The 16,702-nt window shown below is 61.2% G+C and carries 14 protein-coding genes; 4 read left to right on the top strand and 10 right to left on the bottom strand.

Going from position 1 to position 16,702, the window contains the following annotated elements; genetic code table 11:
• Positions 1-5: 5 nt before the first annotated feature.
• From GGD62_RS13540 to GGD62_RS13520, 5 genes are read right to left on the bottom strand one after another with little or no spacing between them, the layout of a single operon-like run.
• The gene (locus GGD62_RS13540) at positions 6-1,316 is read right to left on the bottom strand and encodes an FAD-binding oxidoreductase (protein WP_183233422.1); all 1,311 of its coding nucleotides are present in this window, start codon (positions 1,314-1,316) and stop codon (positions 6-8) included.
• A 53-nt stretch (positions 1,317-1,369) separates the two neighbouring features.
• Positions 1,370-2,248 (bottom strand): ABC transporter permease, encoded by an 879-nt coding sequence (locus tag GGD62_RS13535; RefSeq protein WP_018321788.1) that lies wholly within the window; start codon positions 2,246-2,248, stop codon positions 1,370-1,372.
• Between the two features lie 38 nt (positions 2,249-2,286).
• A complete protein-coding gene (locus GGD62_RS13530) occupies positions 2,287-3,237 on the bottom strand; it encodes an ABC transporter permease (protein ID WP_183233423.1) in 951 nt (316 codons plus the stop codon).
• A 55-nt stretch (positions 3,238-3,292) separates the two neighbouring features.
• The gene (locus GGD62_RS13525) at positions 3,293-4,963 is read right to left on the bottom strand and encodes a peptide ABC transporter substrate-binding protein (RefSeq protein WP_183233424.1); all 1,671 of its coding nucleotides are present in this window, start codon (positions 4,961-4,963) and stop codon (positions 3,293-3,295) included.
• Positions 4,960-6,651 carry an ABC transporter ATP-binding protein gene (locus tag GGD62_RS13520; RefSeq protein ID WP_183233468.1) on the bottom strand — a complete coding sequence of 564 codons (1,692 nt, stop codon included), beginning with the start codon at positions 6,649-6,651 and terminating at the stop codon, positions 4,960-4,962. Before GGD62_RS13520 ends, GGD62_RS13525 begins: the two co-directional genes overlap by 4 nt.
• Positions 6,652-7,291: 640 nt before the next feature.
• Between GGD62_RS13520 and GGD62_RS13515 the strand changes: the two genes are divergently transcribed.
• Both GGD62_RS13515 and GGD62_RS13510 read left to right on the top strand, forming a co-directional pair.
• Positions 7,292-8,617, top strand: coding sequence for an FAD-binding oxidoreductase (locus GGD62_RS13515; RefSeq protein ID WP_183233425.1), 1,326 nt, complete (start codon positions 7,292-7,294; stop codon positions 8,615-8,617).
• A 113-nt stretch (positions 8,618-8,730) separates the two neighbouring features.
• Positions 8,731-9,207, top strand: coding sequence for an Lrp/AsnC family transcriptional regulator (locus tag GGD62_RS13510; protein ID WP_018321783.1), 477 nt, complete (start codon positions 8,731-8,733; stop codon positions 9,205-9,207).
• A 28-nt stretch (positions 9,208-9,235) separates the two neighbouring features.
• Here the strand turns inward: GGD62_RS13510 and GGD62_RS13505 are convergent, their stop codons facing one another.
• Complete coding sequence (locus GGD62_RS13505) at positions 9,236-10,612, bottom strand: aspartate aminotransferase family protein (RefSeq protein WP_183233469.1); 1,377 nt, start codon at positions 10,610-10,612, stop codon at positions 9,236-9,238.
• A 343-nt stretch (positions 10,613-10,955) separates the two neighbouring features.
• On the opposite strand from GGD62_RS13505, the gene GGD62_RS13500 reads away from it, so the two are divergent.
• Positions 10,956-11,645, top strand: a complete 690-nt coding sequence (locus GGD62_RS13500; RefSeq protein WP_183233426.1) for a haloacid dehalogenase type II — start codon at positions 10,956-10,958, stop codon at positions 11,643-11,645.
• A gap of 112 nt (positions 11,646-11,757) precedes the next feature.
• Here the strand turns inward: GGD62_RS13500 and GGD62_RS13495 are convergent, their stop codons facing one another.
• The 3 genes from GGD62_RS13495 to GGD62_RS13485 all read right to left on the bottom strand — a co-directional run bounded on the left by GGD62_RS13495 (position 11,758) and on the right by GGD62_RS13485 (position 14,720).
• Positions 11,758-13,215 (bottom strand): NAD-dependent succinate-semialdehyde dehydrogenase, encoded by a 1,458-nt coding sequence (locus GGD62_RS13495; protein WP_183233427.1) that lies wholly within the window; start codon positions 13,213-13,215, stop codon positions 11,758-11,760.
• A 211-nt stretch (positions 13,216-13,426) separates the two neighbouring features.
• Positions 13,427-13,783, bottom strand: a complete 357-nt coding sequence (locus GGD62_RS13490) for a cupin domain-containing protein (protein ID WP_092252113.1) — start codon at positions 13,781-13,783, stop codon at positions 13,427-13,429.
• 13 nt (positions 13,784-13,796) lie between these two features.
• Positions 13,797-14,720 (bottom strand): glyoxylate/hydroxypyruvate reductase A, encoded by a 924-nt coding sequence (locus GGD62_RS13485; RefSeq protein ID WP_183234879.1) that lies wholly within the window; start codon positions 14,718-14,720, stop codon positions 13,797-13,799.
• Positions 14,721-15,062: 342 nt separating this feature from the next.
• On the opposite strand from GGD62_RS13485, the gene GGD62_RS13480 reads away from it, so the two are divergent.
• Complete coding sequence (locus GGD62_RS13480) at positions 15,063-15,941, top strand: GNAT family N-acetyltransferase (protein ID WP_092252109.1); 879 nt, start codon at positions 15,063-15,065, stop codon at positions 15,939-15,941.
• A 436-nt stretch (positions 15,942-16,377) separates the two neighbouring features.
• Here the strand turns inward: GGD62_RS13480 and GGD62_RS13475 are convergent, their stop codons facing one another.
• Positions 16,378-16,653, bottom strand: a complete 276-nt coding sequence (locus GGD62_RS13475; RefSeq protein ID WP_183233429.1) for a hypothetical protein — start codon at positions 16,651-16,653, stop codon at positions 16,378-16,380.
• Positions 16,654-16,702 lie beyond the last annotated feature (49 nt).

Below are 16,702 nucleotides of genomic sequence, written 5' to 3'. Positions count from 1 at the left end.
GGCCGTCAACGGCTGGCGCGCCACATCGCGATCCGGTCACGCATCCGGTAGCCTTGAATGAAGGCAGGCATGAACCACGGATTGCCTCGATAGAACGGGATGAAGGCCGGAGGCCTGAAGTCGAACGCGGTGCGCGCCCTCTCCTCGTGTCCCATGAGCTTGTGGGCCGCATGCATACCGACCCATGGCGCCCAGACCACGCCCGACCCGCAGAAGCCGCTGGCATAGACGATACCTTCCTTCTCGAAAATGCGCGGAATCATGTCGCGGTTCATGGCCACATGGCCGAACCAGCTGTGTGAGAGGCGAACGGGCTCCAGCTCAGGGAACAGATTCACCAGGCCCTTGCGCAGAAGCAGCTTCGGGGCGACGGGGTCGCCGACACGAGAGCTGTCGCGGCCGCCCAGCAAGATGCGTTTGCCATCAGGCGAGGGCCGATAATAGAAGCCGACCTCCCGGTTCTCCGTGATCATCATGCGTTTCGGCATCAGCCGCGCCATGACTTCGGGCGCAAGCTCCTCCGTCGCAATGATCCGGCTGCGAACCGGGACCAGCCGACGGCGCAGGAAGGGCACGGCGCCATCGGTGTAACCGTTGGTACACACCAGCACCTGACGCGCCTGCACCGGACCGGCCGCGGTGACGACGCGGAAACCGGAGCCATCTCTGTCGATCGAGATCACGGGCGTCCGCGCGTGGACTCTCAATCCGGAAGCGAGCGCGACCCGCAGCAGTTCGGCGTGAAACTTCGCCGGGTGCAGTCCGCCGATGTCGATCCGAACCGTACCGCCGCGATAGACATCGGTGCCGATATACTGGCGCTGCTCGGCATAGGGAACTGCGTAGGCTTCGATCCCAAGCTTCTTTGCCAGCCTCTCCGCGGTGCGCGCCATGGCCTCGTATTGCTCGTAGCCGAAGGCGCCTTTGAACTGCCCCACCGGCTGGAAGTCGCAGGCGAGGCCTTCCGTCCTGATGAAATCGTACAGGAACTCGCGCGCGGCCTTGCCTTCCGCCTCGATCGCCAGCGCCCTCTCCTCTCCGAACCGGCGCGTGAGCGTCGCGTAATCGGGCCGAATGGATCCGCTGGTGATACCGCCGTTGCGCGTCGAAGCTCCTTCACCAGGGTCCATGGCGTCATAGGCCGCAACCGAGCGGCCCTCGCGCGCCAGCACCAGACCGGCCGAGAGCCCTGCATAGCCCGCGCCCACGATCAACACGTCGAGCTTCCTGGCTATTGGCTGCTGAGGCGGCGGCTTAAGCGGCGCGGCTTCCCACCAATAGGGCGTGGCCTTCTCGGCAACTCTCGGCGCGTGCATGGCTTTGCTTCTCGTATGGTCGCTGGTTTCTGCCGCGACTCAGTTGAAATCGTTCAGATGTGGTCGTTTCGAACGTCGAGGGCATCTCGCAAGCCATCGCCGATGAAGTTGAAGCTCGTCACCGCCATCGTAATGGCGGCACCGGGAATGATGGCAAGCCAGGGAGCGCTCGCCAGATATTGCTGGGCGCCATTGAGCATGTTGCCCCAGCTGGGCAGCGGCGGCTGGATGCCGTAGCCGAGAAAGCTGATATAGGCCTCCAGAAGGATCGCGCGCGCGACGGCCAGACTTGCGGCGACGATGATGGGACCCATGGCATTGGGCAGGATCTCGCGGAACATGATGTGCGCCCTGCGAAGCCCGACCATGCGCGCGGCCTGGACGAACTCGCGCTCGCGCAGGGAACGGACCTCGGCCTCGACGATTCGCGCAGTCTCCATCCAGCTCGTGACGGCAATGATCACGGTGATCATCGCCGGGCTCGGCCGCAGCGTTGCGGCCAGCGCCAGCACGAGAAAGATCGAGGGATAGGACAGGAAGCCATCGACCGTCCGCATCAATGCCGCCCCGACCCAACCCCCGCGATAGCCGGCCGTCACGCCAATGAGCGTGCCGATCAACGTCGACAGCAACATGGCGGAGAACCCCACCGCCAGCGAGACGCGCCCGGCCATCAACAGCCGCACCGCGAGGTCTCGCCCTAAGGGATCCGTGCCTAAGTAATGGTTGCCTGTCAGCGGCGGAGCAAAGCGGGCGCGCAGATCGATGTGGAGCGAATCGTAGGGCAAGGCATAGGGACCGATGGCGCACGCCAGCACGAGCAGGGTGATCATCGCGATTCCCAAGAGCGCCAGGTGGTGACGCATGAAGCGGATAACGGCACGGCTGTGCCACCAGCGGGCCGGAGCTGCGTGCGCGACGATGGCGGTCATATCTACTCGCTCCTCTTATCTGTCGTGAGTCTGCAGGCTCAGGCCAGGCGAATGCGCGGATCGACGGTGGCGATCACGATGTCTGCGATCAGATTACCCAACAGGACCAGGATGGCCGAGAAGATCAACAGCCCCATCACGACCGGATAGTCGCTGTAACCAAGGCTGTCGAGAAACAGCCGCCCCATGCCCGGCCAGGTGAACACGGTCTCCGTGACCAGCGCGCCGGTGAGAACGCTGGGCAATTGCATCCCTGCCAGCGTGATCATCGGCAACAGCGCATTGCCGATGACATGTTTCAGCAAGATGCGGCGTTCGCTCACGCCCTTGGCCCGGGCCGTCTTGACGAAATCCTGACTGAGCGCATCGAGCGTTGCCGTCCGCATGTAACGGCTCCAGATAGCGACATGAACGAGGGACAGCACCAGGCTCGGCAAGATCAGGTGATGCAGATAGTCCAGTACCGAGCCGTCGCCAATCGTGTACATGTTGCCTGCGGGCACCCAACCCAGCTTCAGGGTGAAGATGTAGATGCCGATCAGGCCAAACCAGAACGTCGGAACGGACAGCGCCACCATGGCGCCGACAGTCGCGCAGTAGTCGAACAGCGAATAGCGGTGGGTGGCGCCCCGGATTCCGATCCAGGCACCCACCCCGATCGCAAATACGGTGGACGTACCCATAAGCAGTAGCGTCGCCAGCAAGTGTCGACCAATCACCGTCAGCACCGAAGAGCCATCGCGGAACGAGTGTCCCCAATCGCCCTGGAGCAGCCGCCAGGCCCAATCGAGATACTGCATCCATAGCGGCCGGTTCAACCCGAGCTGCGCTGCGAGCCGCTCCACATCCTTCTGGGTCATCCCCGGATCGAGCCCGAACTGCGCCAGAGGACCACCCGGCATGAGGTTGAGAACCGTGAAGCCGATGATCGAGACGATCACCAGCAGCACGATGCTCTGCAAGAGACGATTCAGCAGGAAGGCGGACATTCGAGTCCTCCATTAGCGTGACAACACCGTCCGACGCGGTCCGTCCGGCGAGACATCAGCTCGCCCAATACCAAGCGAGCGCGTTCCAGGACTCCGTGCGCGTGTTGCCATTCGGCACGAATCCATTGATCCCTTTCTTGAGACCTTGGACCGAGTTGCTCTGATACAACGGCAGGAAAGGCAGATCGCGGCGCACGAGTTCCTGTACGCGAGAGTAGATCGCGCGCCGCGCTTCGGGATCGAAGGTGCGGGCGCCTTTGTCAAGGAGGGCATCGACCTCCGGATTTGCGTATTGGGCATTGTTCGAGCCGCGGCCGCCCTTCGCTGCGATCGAGCGCGAGTGGAGGCGATTGGTGACGTCCGGATCGGCGCCAATCAGATACGAGCTGCCGACGATCACGGAATCGAACTGCGATTGCACCCAGAAATCGCCCCACATCACGGCGGCGGGCAGGTTCGATATCTTCATCTCGACCCCCAGTTGCGCGAACGTCTGCTGCAGGAACTGCTGCACCTGTTCACGAAGGGGATCGCCCGACGTGGTCGAATTGGTAAAGGACAGGCGAACGCCGTTCTTGGCGCGAATGCCGTCCGCGCCCTTTGCCCAGCCGGCCTGGTCGAGGATCTTGCCCGCGCGATTCACATCAAATTTGTGCAGGGGCAGATTGGCGTTGAAGAAGAAGGACTGCCGCGGCATGAACGTCTCTGTCGGGGTCGGCACGCCGTAATAGAGCCCCTGAATGATCGCCTCCTTGTCAATCGCCGCGTAGAGCGCCTCGCGAACGGCAAGCTCCTTGAACTGCGGGCGCTCGAGGTTCAGATAGAAGGATTCGAACGAGGTCCTTGGGACGAGCGTCACCACACGGTTTGGCAGCGTCTTGGCTTCCCCGTGATGATCGGGCGTGATGTAAGGCTGGCCCACGAGATCAATGTCGCCGCTCTTGAACTGGGTGTAGAGGACCGTGAGATCGGGAATGTATTTGAAGACCAGCCTCTCGATGTGAGGGCCATCACCGAAGTATTCGGTGTTCGCAACGAGTTCGAGATGATCACCAGCAACCCTCTTGCTCCACTTGAAGGCGCCGGTTCCGACCGGTGCCTGGTTGAAGGCGGCGTTGTTCGGATTGGCCTCTTTCTCGAGGATGTGCTTGGGGACGATGAATGTTTCGGTCAGGAACGACAGATACGGCGCAAAGGCCTCCTCCATTCGCCACGTGATCTCCGTCGGCGAGACCACCGTGATGTCGCGCACGAGAGCATGGCCGGCCGTGCGCCAACTCCGGAAGTTCGGATTCGTAATCAGCTCGAGCGTGAACTTCACGTCCTCGGCGCTGAACGGTTTGCCGTCGTGCCAGCGGACATCGTCGCGCAAACGAATACGCCATTTGAGACCGTCTTCCGAAATGCCGCCATTCTTCTGGTTCGGCACTTCCACGGCCAAGTTGGGCTGGATAACGCCTTGAGGATCGATGCGGAACAGCGCGTCGAAGACCGAGAAGTGCACGCCATCATCGACTTCAATGTGTACCATCAGCGGATTGAAGACGGTGGGCTCTTGTCCAAGCCCGACGATCACGCGGCCGGTTGGCTTTGTCGGAGAGGTGCGCGCGTGGGCCGGCTTGCCCAATAGGTTGGGCGCGATCAGGCCGGCAGCTCCGCCGATCGCCACCATTCGCAGAGCATCACGCCGCGAGTAGCTCGATGTCGTTGCAGAACCCTTTCTCATAACGTCTCTCCTCCCTTGTGCTGTCCGCCGTACTCTGCATGTTCGGGCATGCTCAGGGGTTGCTCGCCCGGGATTGCTGCCACCAGTTCTCGCGTGTAGGTGGATTTCGGATCGAGGAATATCTGGGACGGCGGTCCGCGTTCCACGATTTGTCCTCGATGCATGACGGCGATTTCATCGCAGATTTGGCTTGCGACGCGCAGATCATGCGTGATGAAGATCATCGAGACGCCGGTCTCCCGCTGGATCTGGTCGAGCAGCTTCAAGATCTGGGCCTGGATCGATACGTCGAGCGCTGAGACCGCTTCGTCGGCAATCAGCAATTTTGGCTTGAACATCAGCGCCCGCGCGATGCCGACGCGCTGGCGCTGCCCGCCGGAGAACTCGTGCGGATAGCGCTCAAAGGCGCCTGCATCCAGGCCGACATGGGACAGAAGCTCCCGCGCACGCTCGCAAGCTTTGTCATAAGGCATGCCATGCGCGACCGGGCCGACAGTGAGAATTTGACCGACCGTCGATCGCGGATTGAGCGATGCGAAAGGATCCTGAAAGATCATCTGGATGTTCGGCCGTAGCGGCCGAAACTCGGCTTCGGAAAGCCCAGCGATGTCGCGGCCTTCGAACAGAATCGAGCCGCCGTCGCACTCCATGAGCTTGATCAACAGCCGACCGAGCGACGACTTGCCCGAACCGCTTTCCCCGACGACGCCGAGCGTGCGACCCGACGTGAGGTCGAAGCTGACCCCATTGACCGCAGGCACGATGCGCTGCGTACGGAAAAGCGCGCTGCCGCTGCGATAAGTCTTTGCCAGGCATTCGACCTTCAGGATCGACGCTCGCTCCCCGGCTTCCGAGGGAACGCGGTCCTTGCCGGTCAGGTGGGGCACGGCTGCGATCAGGCGGCGCGTATAGAGATGACTGGGCGACTTCAGCACCTGCGCGGCACTGCCCTGCTCCACGCAATGGCCCTTCTCCATCACCACAACGTGGTCGGCAATCTCCGCGACGACGCCGAAATCATGGGTAATGAACATGACGCTCATTCCCTTGCGGCGCTGAATGTCGCGGATCAATTGCAGGATCTGCGCCTGGGTCGTCACGTCGAGTGCGGTGGTCGGCTCGTCCGCAATCAGGATCGCTGGTTCGAGAGCCAGAGCCATAGCGATCATCACCCGCTGCCGCTGCCCGCCCGAAAGCCGGAAGGGATATTGGTGATACATGAGCTGCGGATCAGGCAGACCCACTTCAATCAACAAGTCTATGGCCCGGCTGCGGCGCGAGGCCGGCGTGCCCACGTCGTGCGCGGCCATCACCTCCTCGATCTGCGCGCCCACGGTCATCAGCGGGTTGAGCGCCGAGAGAGGATCTTGAAAGATCATCGAGACGACTCGGCCGCGCAGACTGCGGAGCTTTTCTGGCGCGAGGCCTACGATGTTCGTCCCATTCAGGTGGATCGCCCCCGAGGTGACCCTGATCACCTTCGGCAGAAGCCCCATGATCGCATTGGCGGTGACCGACTTGCCCGATCCAGATTCTCCGATGATGCAGAGAATCTGTCCACGTTTGAGATCGAAGGAGATGTTCTCGACGGCGTGGGCCCGCTCCATTCCTTCAGGCAGGCTCACGGTCAGTTCGCGCACCGACAGCGCGACATCGGCGGGGGCTGCAGCCGGCTCGCCAGAGGCCATCGGAACATCCTCCCTTTTTAGCTTCGTTCGGCCATCCTGCTGCGAGCCGCGCTTTCGGTTCTTTGCCTTGCCACGCTTCTTCGACAGGTCGACGATTTGACGTTCGACGTGCCATTCCTCCATTGGAGACTGCGACATGATTCAGGCCTCCCCGCGCAAGAGGCAAGAACTCTTCTTCGCAGTGCGGCGCCGACCGAACAGGTCAGTTCGATCGAAGCGAAGCATGGATGGTGCCGAGCTCATAGCTTGATCGCTTCTGCCAAGATCTGCTCCTCGACAAGGCTCATGCGGGTTGCCTCTATGGACTTCGATCCTTCGATCCGTTCTGCCGATCTTGACGATTTGAATCACCCTGGAGTCGCCGAAAGCCGGCATCGAAGCAGCAGGAACTTCTGAAAACGAAGTCCGATTTGGCATTTCAGTCTGCGCCGCCAGCCCTGCCGCGGCGGCGCGCGACGGATCGCAGGAGCACGTGCATCAGTCTCGCCGCCTGCAAGCTGCGATCCAAGCAAAGTATTTTCGCAATAATAGCCTGTGTCAAAGGCAGTAAACCGCAGGATATTCGGTCTCATGGCCAAAGTCCGCGGGGCCTGCCGCAATTCCCCGGTTACGCTACGCAACCACCGGAGATCCCTGTCGGATGAGCGCGCCGCTCCTGCATATCGAATCCAGTCCATCCCTGCCTCGTGAGGCGGACGTCGTCGTCATCGGCGGCGGCGTGGTGGGCGTGTTCACAAGCTACTATCTCGCCCGGCGCGGGCTCAAGGTTGCCTTGCTCGAGAAGGGCCGCATCGCCGCCGAGCAGTCCAGCCGCAACTGGGGATGGTGCCGTCAGCAGAACCGCGACGCGCGCGAGCTCCCGATTGCAACCAAGAGCCTCGATCTCTGGGACAGAGTTGCCGGAGAGACCGGTGAAGATACGGGTTTTCGCCGCTGCGGGCTTTTGTATTTGTCGAACGACGAAAATGAGCTGGCGGGCTGGGCGAAGTGGCGAGACTTCGCCAGTACGGTGGGCGTCACGACGCACATGTTGAGTGCGGAAGAAGCGAACGAGCGCGGCAAGGCGACGGGCCGCAAATGGAGAGGCGGCGTCTTCTCGCCGACAGACGGGACGGCGGACACTTCAAAGGCCGTTCCCATCGCCGCGCGTGCGATCATGGCGGCGGGCGGCACGGTGCACCAGCTCTGCGCCGCGCGCGGCATCGAGCTCAGTGCCGGCCGGGTCAACGGCGTGGTGACCGAGGCGGGCACGATCCGGACGAAGACGGTGGTCATGGCAGGAGGCGCATGGGCATCTTCGTTCTGCAACCAGCTCGGAATTCGCTTCCCGCAGGCATCCGTGTGCTCTTCGATTCTCGCCCTGGCCCCGGGCGCGGCCGACCTGCCTGATGCCCTTTACGCAGGGCTCGTGTCGGCCACGCGCCGCGGCGATGGCGGATACACGCTGGCCATCAGCGGGCGCGCGCGACTAGATCCGACGCCGCAGCAGGTCAGGTTCGGCCGCGAATTCCTCCCCATGTTCGCCCGCCGCTGGCGAAGCCTCAGCCCCGGCGCCTTCGAGGGCATGCGGCAAGGCCACGAATCCCTGGCGAAATGGAGGCTCGACGAGGTGACCCCGATGGAGCTGAACCGAACGCTCAACCCCCGCCCCGACATGGGGCAGATTCGGCTGACGCATCGACGCGCGTGCAAGCTGGTCTCCGAGCTGCGGCACCTCGCCATCTCAAACGTCTGGGCCGGCTACATCGACAGCACACCGGACGGCATTCCGGCAATCGGCGAAGTTGAATCCATTCCAGGCTTCATCCTTGCGGCGGGGTTCAGTGGGCACGGCTTCGGGATTGGGCCCGGCACCGGGCACATGATCGCCGACATCATCACCGGTCGAGCACCGATCGTCGACCCGCGTCCCTACAGGCCGGAACGGCTGAAAATGAGCGCCTGGGGGAAGGTCAGCGAGTTCTGAATTGCAGTTTCCGCCTCGTTGGGAAAAGCTGCTGGTTGATGCTATGACAATGCATATGACGCTGAAGACTCAAAGCCCTGACGCCGTTGTCGGCCCCATCTGATGGCATTGCTATGAAGCTCGATAAGATCGACATCAGGATTTTATGCGAACTGCAGAAGAACGGGCGCATTTCCAACGTCGAGCTCGCAGAGCTGATAAATCTTTCGCCGAGCCCGTGCCTGATGCGCGTCAAGAGGCTCCAGACGGAGGGCTTCATCACCGGCTATTCCGCCCAGATCGATGTTGCCAAGCTCGGACAAACTCTGACGGTCTTCGCTGAAATCACCCTGAAGAACCACCGGCAGATCGATTTCGCTCGCTTTCTCACGACGATCGAAAAGATCGATTCGGTCGTCGAATGCCATCTGGTTTCGGGTGGGTACGACTATCTCGTGAAGTTCATCACGGCGGGGATCAGCGAATACCAAGCGGTCATGGAACGCCTGGTCGAGATGGATATCGGCATCGACAAGTATTTCAGTTTCGTCGTGCTGAAGTCCCCGATCGTGAAATCCCATCTGCCGCTCGAAAGCATCTTCGATAGCTAAGAACAATCTCCGACCGGCAGCGCGGTGATCATCCCTTCATCGCCGCGCGGACGTCCTTGTCTTCGAGCGTCTGGTCGAGCGTCGTCTTTGTCCGCTCAATAATGCCGTCGATGTCGTCATCGGTGCAGCACAGCGGCGGCGCGTAGCCCAGCACGCCTTGCGCGAAGGCGCGGATCACGAGACCATTGTCCCACGCGCGGTCGAAGATGCGGCGCACCGCGTCGGCTTCCGCCGGCAGAGGCGTCTTGAGCTCCTTGTCAGTCACGAGCTCGATTGCAGCCAGCATGCCGCGACCCCTGATATCGCCGACAAGCGGATGATCGGCAAGCGCCCGAAGACCTTCCATCAGCCGGTGCCCGGCCTTCCGGCCGTTTTCCAGCAAGCCGTTTTCATAGAGATCAAGGCACGCGAGCCCAACGGCTGCGCTGACGGGATGAGCGGAATAGGTGTAGCCGTGGCCGACGGCCGCCTTGCCGGCGCCATCGGCAATCGTGTTGTAGACGCCGTCGGACATGAGAACGGCCCCCATCGGCACGTAGCCAGAGGTTAGCCCCTTTGCCGTGGTCATGAGATCCGGCACGACGTCATCCTCTTCACAGGCGAAGAGCGGACCGACACGGCCAAAGCCGGTGATGACCTCATCGGCAACGAACAGAATATCGTGCTCCTTGCAGACCGCATGCATCGCCTTCAGCCAGGACGGCGGCGGAACGAGGACGCCTCCTGACCCCTGTATCGGCTCGACATAGAAGGCGGCGACGCGTTCGGCGCCGAGCTCGGCGATCTTGGCCCGCAAGGCCGCGACCGACGCCGCAATGATAGCCTGGGGATGGGAACCGACAGGGTTGCGATAGGCGTAGTGCGAGGGGATCTTGTGTTGCCAGTTGTATGGCACCCCAAAGCCCGCATGAAAGGCGGGCAGCGCCGTCAAGCCAGCCCCTGCCGTCGACGATCCATGGTAGCCAGACTCGACGGAAATGAACTGGTCCTTCTGCGGCCGCCCTTTGGAATGATAGTAGTACCTGATGAACCGGATCGTACTGTCGATGGCATCGGAGCCACCCAGCGTGAAGTAGACATGGTTCAGATCGCCAGGCGCCAATTCAGCCAACCTGGCCGCCAGCCGGATCGCCGGGTCCGAGCCCAAACCGAAATAGCCCGTCGCATAGGGAAGTTCACGCAACTGCCTCGTGGCCGCCTCGACGATGCTGTCCTGCCCGTAGCCGGCATTGACACACCACAGACCCGCGAACCCGTCGAGCAATTGACGTCCCGAGGCATCGGTCAGGGTCGCGCCCTTCGCTGATTTCAGCATGCGCACACCCGACGCCTCATGGCTGCGATAGGATGAGACCGGGTGAATCAGATGCGCGCGATCGAGTTCAATCAGCGAGTTGCTCAACATATTGTCCTCCAGATCGGTCGCGATGTTTATGCGAGCAGGCCGTCGTGTCTGGGCCAACATAAGCTGCCGAAGACAGCACTTGCTCCCAGGCAGGACATGGACGGAGGGCGTTTTGACTTTGATTGGGCACCAGTGCGGCATCTTATGCCGGCATCGGCCCGCGCCAGGCATTGGCGCTCACGTCGGATGCGCCTATTTCGCACAACTCTCTGCCACAGCTCCGATCCGATACGACACAATCTGCTCCCGGTCACCGCGACAGCGGTGCTTTATCCGGTCGTCTGCCCGCTATGATCCCTGTCGTACCGGAGCGCGGTGCGTGAGGACCGAAAAGGATCGAGCCATGGCAACGTTTAGACCGAAATACATCACCTTCGACTGTTACGGCACGCTGACCAATTTCGACATGGCCGGCGCGGCAAGGAGAGTCTACGGATCTCAACTTTCTGCCACGACGATGGCTAGTTTCATCAAGGATTTCGCCGCCTATCGCCTGGACGAAGTTCTTGGCGCGTGGAAGCCGTACTTCGAGGTCGTGCATAATTCAGTTGAGCGCGCTTGCAAGCGCAACGGTATCGTATTTCGGCCGGAGGATGCCCAGCGCATCAATGAAGAGATCCACACATGGGGTCCACATCCCGACGTCCCAGCGGGTCTGGCCAAGGTTGCCAAAGAGATCCCGCTGGTCATCTTGTCGAACTCCATGAAGAACCTCATCATGTCCAACGTGGAGAAGCTCGGCGCTCCCTTCCACATGGTCATCACGGCCGAGGAGACTGGCGCCTACAAGCCGCACATGAAAGGCTTCGAATACATGTTCGACAAGCTGGGCTGCGGCCCGGAAGATATCACCCACGTCTCCTCCTCGTTCCGCTACGATCTGATGACCGCCTACGATCTGGGTATCAAGAGCAAGGTATGGGTGAACCGCGGTCACGAGCCGGCGAACCCCTTCTATGAATACACCGAGGTCTCTGGCATCGGCGGCTTGGCTGCCGCAGTCGGCCTGGAGCCTCTTCGTAAAAGCGCCTGAGCGCAGTTCTTTCGGGATCGCTCGCGGCACTTCAGCAATAGAGATCTGCGCTGGTCAAAGAAAAGGGGGCGGTTCAACCGCCCCCTTTTCTTGTTTCAGATCCGATGGACGCTCAATCCAGGCCGCCGACATGAAGGGCCTTGCTCTCGAGATATTCTTCTATCCCGAGCTGAGATCCCTCGCGTCCCAGGCCCGACTGTTTGACACCGCCGAAAGGCGCGACCTCCGTCGAGATCAGGCCGGTGTTCAGGCCGACCATGCCGAACTCCAGCGCTTCGGCAACACGCCAGGAACGCTTCAGGTTTTCAGTGTAGAAATACGCCGCAAGACCGAAGGGCGTACCGTTTGCGATCGCTATCGCCTCGTCCTCCGTCTCGAACCGGAAAAGCGGCGCGACCGGCCCGAAGGTCTCCTCCGAAGCCAGGAGCATCTCGGTCGTCGCGCCACCGAGCACGAGAGGCCGAGCAAATTGCCGGCCCTCCGGCACCGCCTCACTCTCAGCGATGATCTTTGCGCCTTTATCCAGAGCGTCCATGACGTGCCGCTTGATCTTCTCGATCGCTGCGCCATTGATCATCGGCCCGATTGCGACCCCATCTTCCGTACCGGCACCGACCTTCATTTTCGCGACCTTGCCGGCGAGCTTCTGTGCAAAGGCATCGTAGACACCCGATTGGACAAGAATGCGATTGCAGCAGACGCAGGTCTGTCCGCCGTTGCGGAACTTCGACGCAATTGCGCCCTCGACGGCGCGGTCGATATCGGCATCGTCGAAGACGATGAACGGCGCGTTGCCGCCGAGCTCGAGACTGAGCCGCTTGATGTTGTCGGCGGCGCCTTTCATCAGCAGCGCGCCGACGCGGGTCGATCCCGTGAACGAGATCTTGCGGACGGACTCATTGGCCATCAGTTCCTGGCCAATTTCCGCCGGCATACCCGTCACGATGTTGATCACGCCAGGTGGAATTCCTGCCCGCTCCGCCAGCACACCGATCGCGAGGCCCGAAAACGGCGTGAATTCAGAGGGCTTGATGACGACGGTGCAGCCCGCGGCCAGCGCAGGCGCCACCTTGCGTGTAATCATCGCGTTGGGAAAATTCCAGGGCGTGATGATCCCGCAGACGCCGACCGGCTCTTTCAAAACCAGAATGCGGCGATCGACGGTGGGAGACGGGATCGTCGATCCGTTGATCCGGCGCGCCTCTTCCGCAAACCATTTGACGAAGGAGGCCCCATAGCGGATTTCGCCGAGCGATTCCGCCAGTGGCTTGCCCTGCTCCAGCGTGAGCAGAAGAGCCAAATCCTGCTCATGGTGTCGCATCAGCTCATACCAGCGCTCCAGCAGCGCGGCGCGCTCTGCATGGGCCTTGGTCTTCCAATGCTTGAACGCGTCGGCCGCAGCGCGGATGGCAGCCCTGGTCTCCTTGCACCCCATATCGGGGATGGTGCCAAGAACTTGCTGGCTGGCAGGATCGATGACATCAACCGTCGCCTTCGCACTCGCGTCGCGCCAGTGGCCGCCGATCAGTGCCTGCTGGCGAAACAGATCCTTGTCTTTCAATGCAACCATGTATTTGTTCCCTTACTCTTCGGGGTCAAACCGCCAACACTGCCGGATATGCGATTGGCGAGACAAGCCGTCTCATCTGGGCCATACAGCACCGCGCGCCGCATTTTTCATCGAAAAGGAAGCGTCTGACCGCGTTGAGTCCGGTCAGACGGGCACTCGAAAGTCGATTGTTCTGGCCGTCGTTTAGTGAGGCCGCCGTCAGGCATCGTGCTCAGTCATAGTGGCAGACATAGATCTTCCGCACGGTCTCGATCGTGCGCCAGACGCCAACAAAGCCCGGCTTCATCACAAAGCTGTCGCCGGCGCGGAAAGTCTTCGTCTCACCACCTTTTTCCTCGATTTCGATAAGACCCGAGATGATGTGGCAGAACTCGAAGGTGGTGCCCTTGATCGAATGGGTCTCGCCGGGGGTTGCCTCCCAGACGCCCGTCAGCACTTTCTCACCCTTCGAGGCGTCCTGCGCCCAGGTCTTGAAGGACGGATTGCCCGAAATGAGACGTTCCGGATCCGGCACGGCCTTCTTCGGTACAAAATCCGGATTGGTGTCGATGGCAATCAGAAGTGACATGGCATCTTTCCTGTTAGTAACCGAGCGCTCGATCGACGAGGCCGATCGGATTTCGTCCAGCGCGGTGGCGCCGGATGTTCTCTATGACGGATTGTGCTGCCGTATGCGGTTGCGTCACGGACGCGATATGCGGCGTGATGATCACCTTCGGATGGGACCAGAGTGGATGGTTCTCTGGCAATGGCTCGGGATCGGTGACGTCAAGCATGGCGGCCGCAAGGTGCCCGCTGTCGAGCGCCTCGATGAGTGCACCCTGGTCAAGCTGCGGGCCGCGGCCGACATGGAGCAGTCTTGCTCCCGCCGGCACGAGAGAGAACAGCTGTGCGCTCAGGATGCCGCTTGTTTGCTCCGTCAAGGGCAGAAGACAGACGAGAATGTCCGCACCTTTCAGGAAGCTGCCAAGCTGATCTTCGCCGTGGAAGCAGGTGACACCCTCGATCGTCTTGTTGCTGCGGCTCCACGCGGCAAGCGGAAATCGAAACGGCTTGAGGCGATCAATCGCAGCTTGCGCCAACATGCCGAGGCCCAGAAAGCCGACGCGCCGATCGGCCGCCTGGGGCGTTGCAAGAGCCTGCCATAGGCCTCTTCCCTGCTGCTCCCGATAGGCAAGCATCTCGCGATGGAGTGTCAGCACCCCAAGCACGACGTACTCCTGCATCATGCGTATGATGCCATCCTCGATCATGCGCACGAGCTTGACGTGGCCAGGTAGGGTCTCCGGCTTGAATTGATCGACCCCCGCACCGGTGGAAAAGAGCATTTCCAGATTTCGAAAACGCGAGAGATCGTCGGGCGCGTTCCAGGTTATCAGGTACCGTACCTTTTCCGGCTCGAAGCATTCGCTGGAATGATAGAATTCGAGATCAGGGAGCTCGCGCGCAAAGGCCTGCCGGAATATAGCCGCCCGAGCAGCATCGGAATTGAAAAGGAACGCCATCGACGTGGTCCTCTCAGGTCCTCGCCCGGGATGCGGCGCGTTGAGACCGGACTGGCCGGCCACCGAGGGCTGGAAAGGCGGCGAGCCCTACGAAGCCTTCAACGTTCACTGGGGTCACCCTGCCTGCTGTTGCCGGATATCGATAGGCCGCAACCAGTAGCTTTCCCTGCTGAATCGAGCTCCACTGGCGGCGAAACATTCCGAGTACCGCCCGCCAAACAGGCGAAACCTGCTGGCCTTCCGCGCTATGCTGCTGCAAAAGAGGGCTTGTGCGGCACGCAGCAGAAGGTCGGCGGGGGATAGGCCGCGGCCTTTGAGCCCGCAAAGGAATGGATGAGCTGAATGGGACGAACGGTACGCGTGAAGTCCTTTGAACTGGTGGCCAAGGACATAAACGACGTTGATGTGAAGCTGCTCCACGCGCTTTCGATCGGTGTCGGCTGGCCGCATCGCCCCAAGGATTGGGATTTCCTACGCCGCGCCGGCCACGGCATCGTCGCCGTTGACGGCATAGGCCGCGTTTTCGGCAGCGCGATGTGGTTCCCTTATAGCCAGGAATTCGCGACGATTGGCCTGGTGATCACATCGCCCCGAACCCAGGCACAAGGTACTGGCCGCTGGCTCATGGAGCAGGTTTTCGAGCGGTGTGGCGACCGGAATTTGACCCTCAATTCAACCCATGCCGCCTATCATCTGTATCTGTCGCTGGGGTTCACGAAGGAAGCCACCGTGCATCTGTGGCAAGGAGAGATCGTCTCACCACCCCCGCCGGTGCCGGGTCTGGCCGGTGAGTTGAGCTCGCTGTCCACGGCTAACATCGGAGAGATCGCGGCACTGGACGAACGCGCGTTCGGAACTAACCGGCAGAAGCTGCTCGCGTTGCTTTCTGAAGGTGCGTCAATCTCCGTCCTGCGCCGCGGCGGAGAGACCGTCGGTTATTCCATGAAGCGCGAATTCGGGCGCGGTCATGTGATCGGCCCGATCATCGCCAGCAATGATTGTGACGCGATCCATCTCACGGCCGTGCATCTCAGGGATCTCGCGAGACAATTCGTCCGCGTCGATACGCGGGAGCAGACGGGTCTGTTTGCCGACTTCCTTCAACAGAGCCGCCTCGGGATGACCGACACCGTCACGACGATGTCTAAGGGCCGGCGATTCCTGAACCGAAAGGAAAATGAGCCGTGGGTGTACGGGCTAGCTGGTCACGCGTTGAGCTGAAGCTATGAAGCGAAGCTCCGTGGGGACTGGTGCCAACGGCCGATCGCGACCCTACAGAGACGGGCCGTGGCTAGGGCGACCAGCAGAGGGACGAGTCGCTCGCGAAGCGGCCCCAAGCGCACGAAATCGTAGTTTGGCGCACACAATCGCGCAATTGGCGGAGAAAGTGGGAGTCAAACCCACGATTTTCGACTATCCCGCCTCGAACAGCCGAGACTGCCGTAAGCAATCGCCCGCCTCCTGGCCTCGTAAATTCAGATCATGCGCATGCGCAACAAGCCAGCTTACGTTGGCCGTGGTGAGATTTTTCTTGATCTCCCGGTGCACGCCGCGCACACGCAGCCATCTAACCAATTGAAAAATTTGAACTCTCGCTCCAATCCATCATGGGCGCCACGGAAAAGAGATAGGCTTGCGAATTCAATTGGTTATTCTTTCATCGAACCGGCAGCATGGAGATGTCCTCGCGCACTCGAACCAGCAATTTGCGTGGCGCGCACATATCATTCGCCTGAATGGGCGTCTCGTGCAACTGCAACAACAAAGTGGTCCGGACAAGAGAAAGCGACAATGATCCCGCATGGCATAGGGCCAGGCAGATCGGTCCGAGCTGGACACAGCTGATCCGGCGCTTCAACAGACGGTGAATAGCCGACCCAAATTGGACAAGGGTGCCATCCAGGGCCGCATCGGCGCAATCACGGTTGAGCATGCTCTTTCGACAGTTCGGCCGCTCGATCCCGTTCCGTATGATCCGCCGT

This window comes from Bradyrhizobium sp. ERR14 (assembly GCF_014198235.1).
Taxonomy (GTDB): domain Bacteria; phylum Pseudomonadota; class Alphaproteobacteria; order Rhizobiales; family Xanthobacteraceae; genus Bradyrhizobium.
The sequence above is the reverse complement of the archived record's forward strand: the minus strand, read 5'-3'. Positions and strand labels throughout refer to the sequence as shown.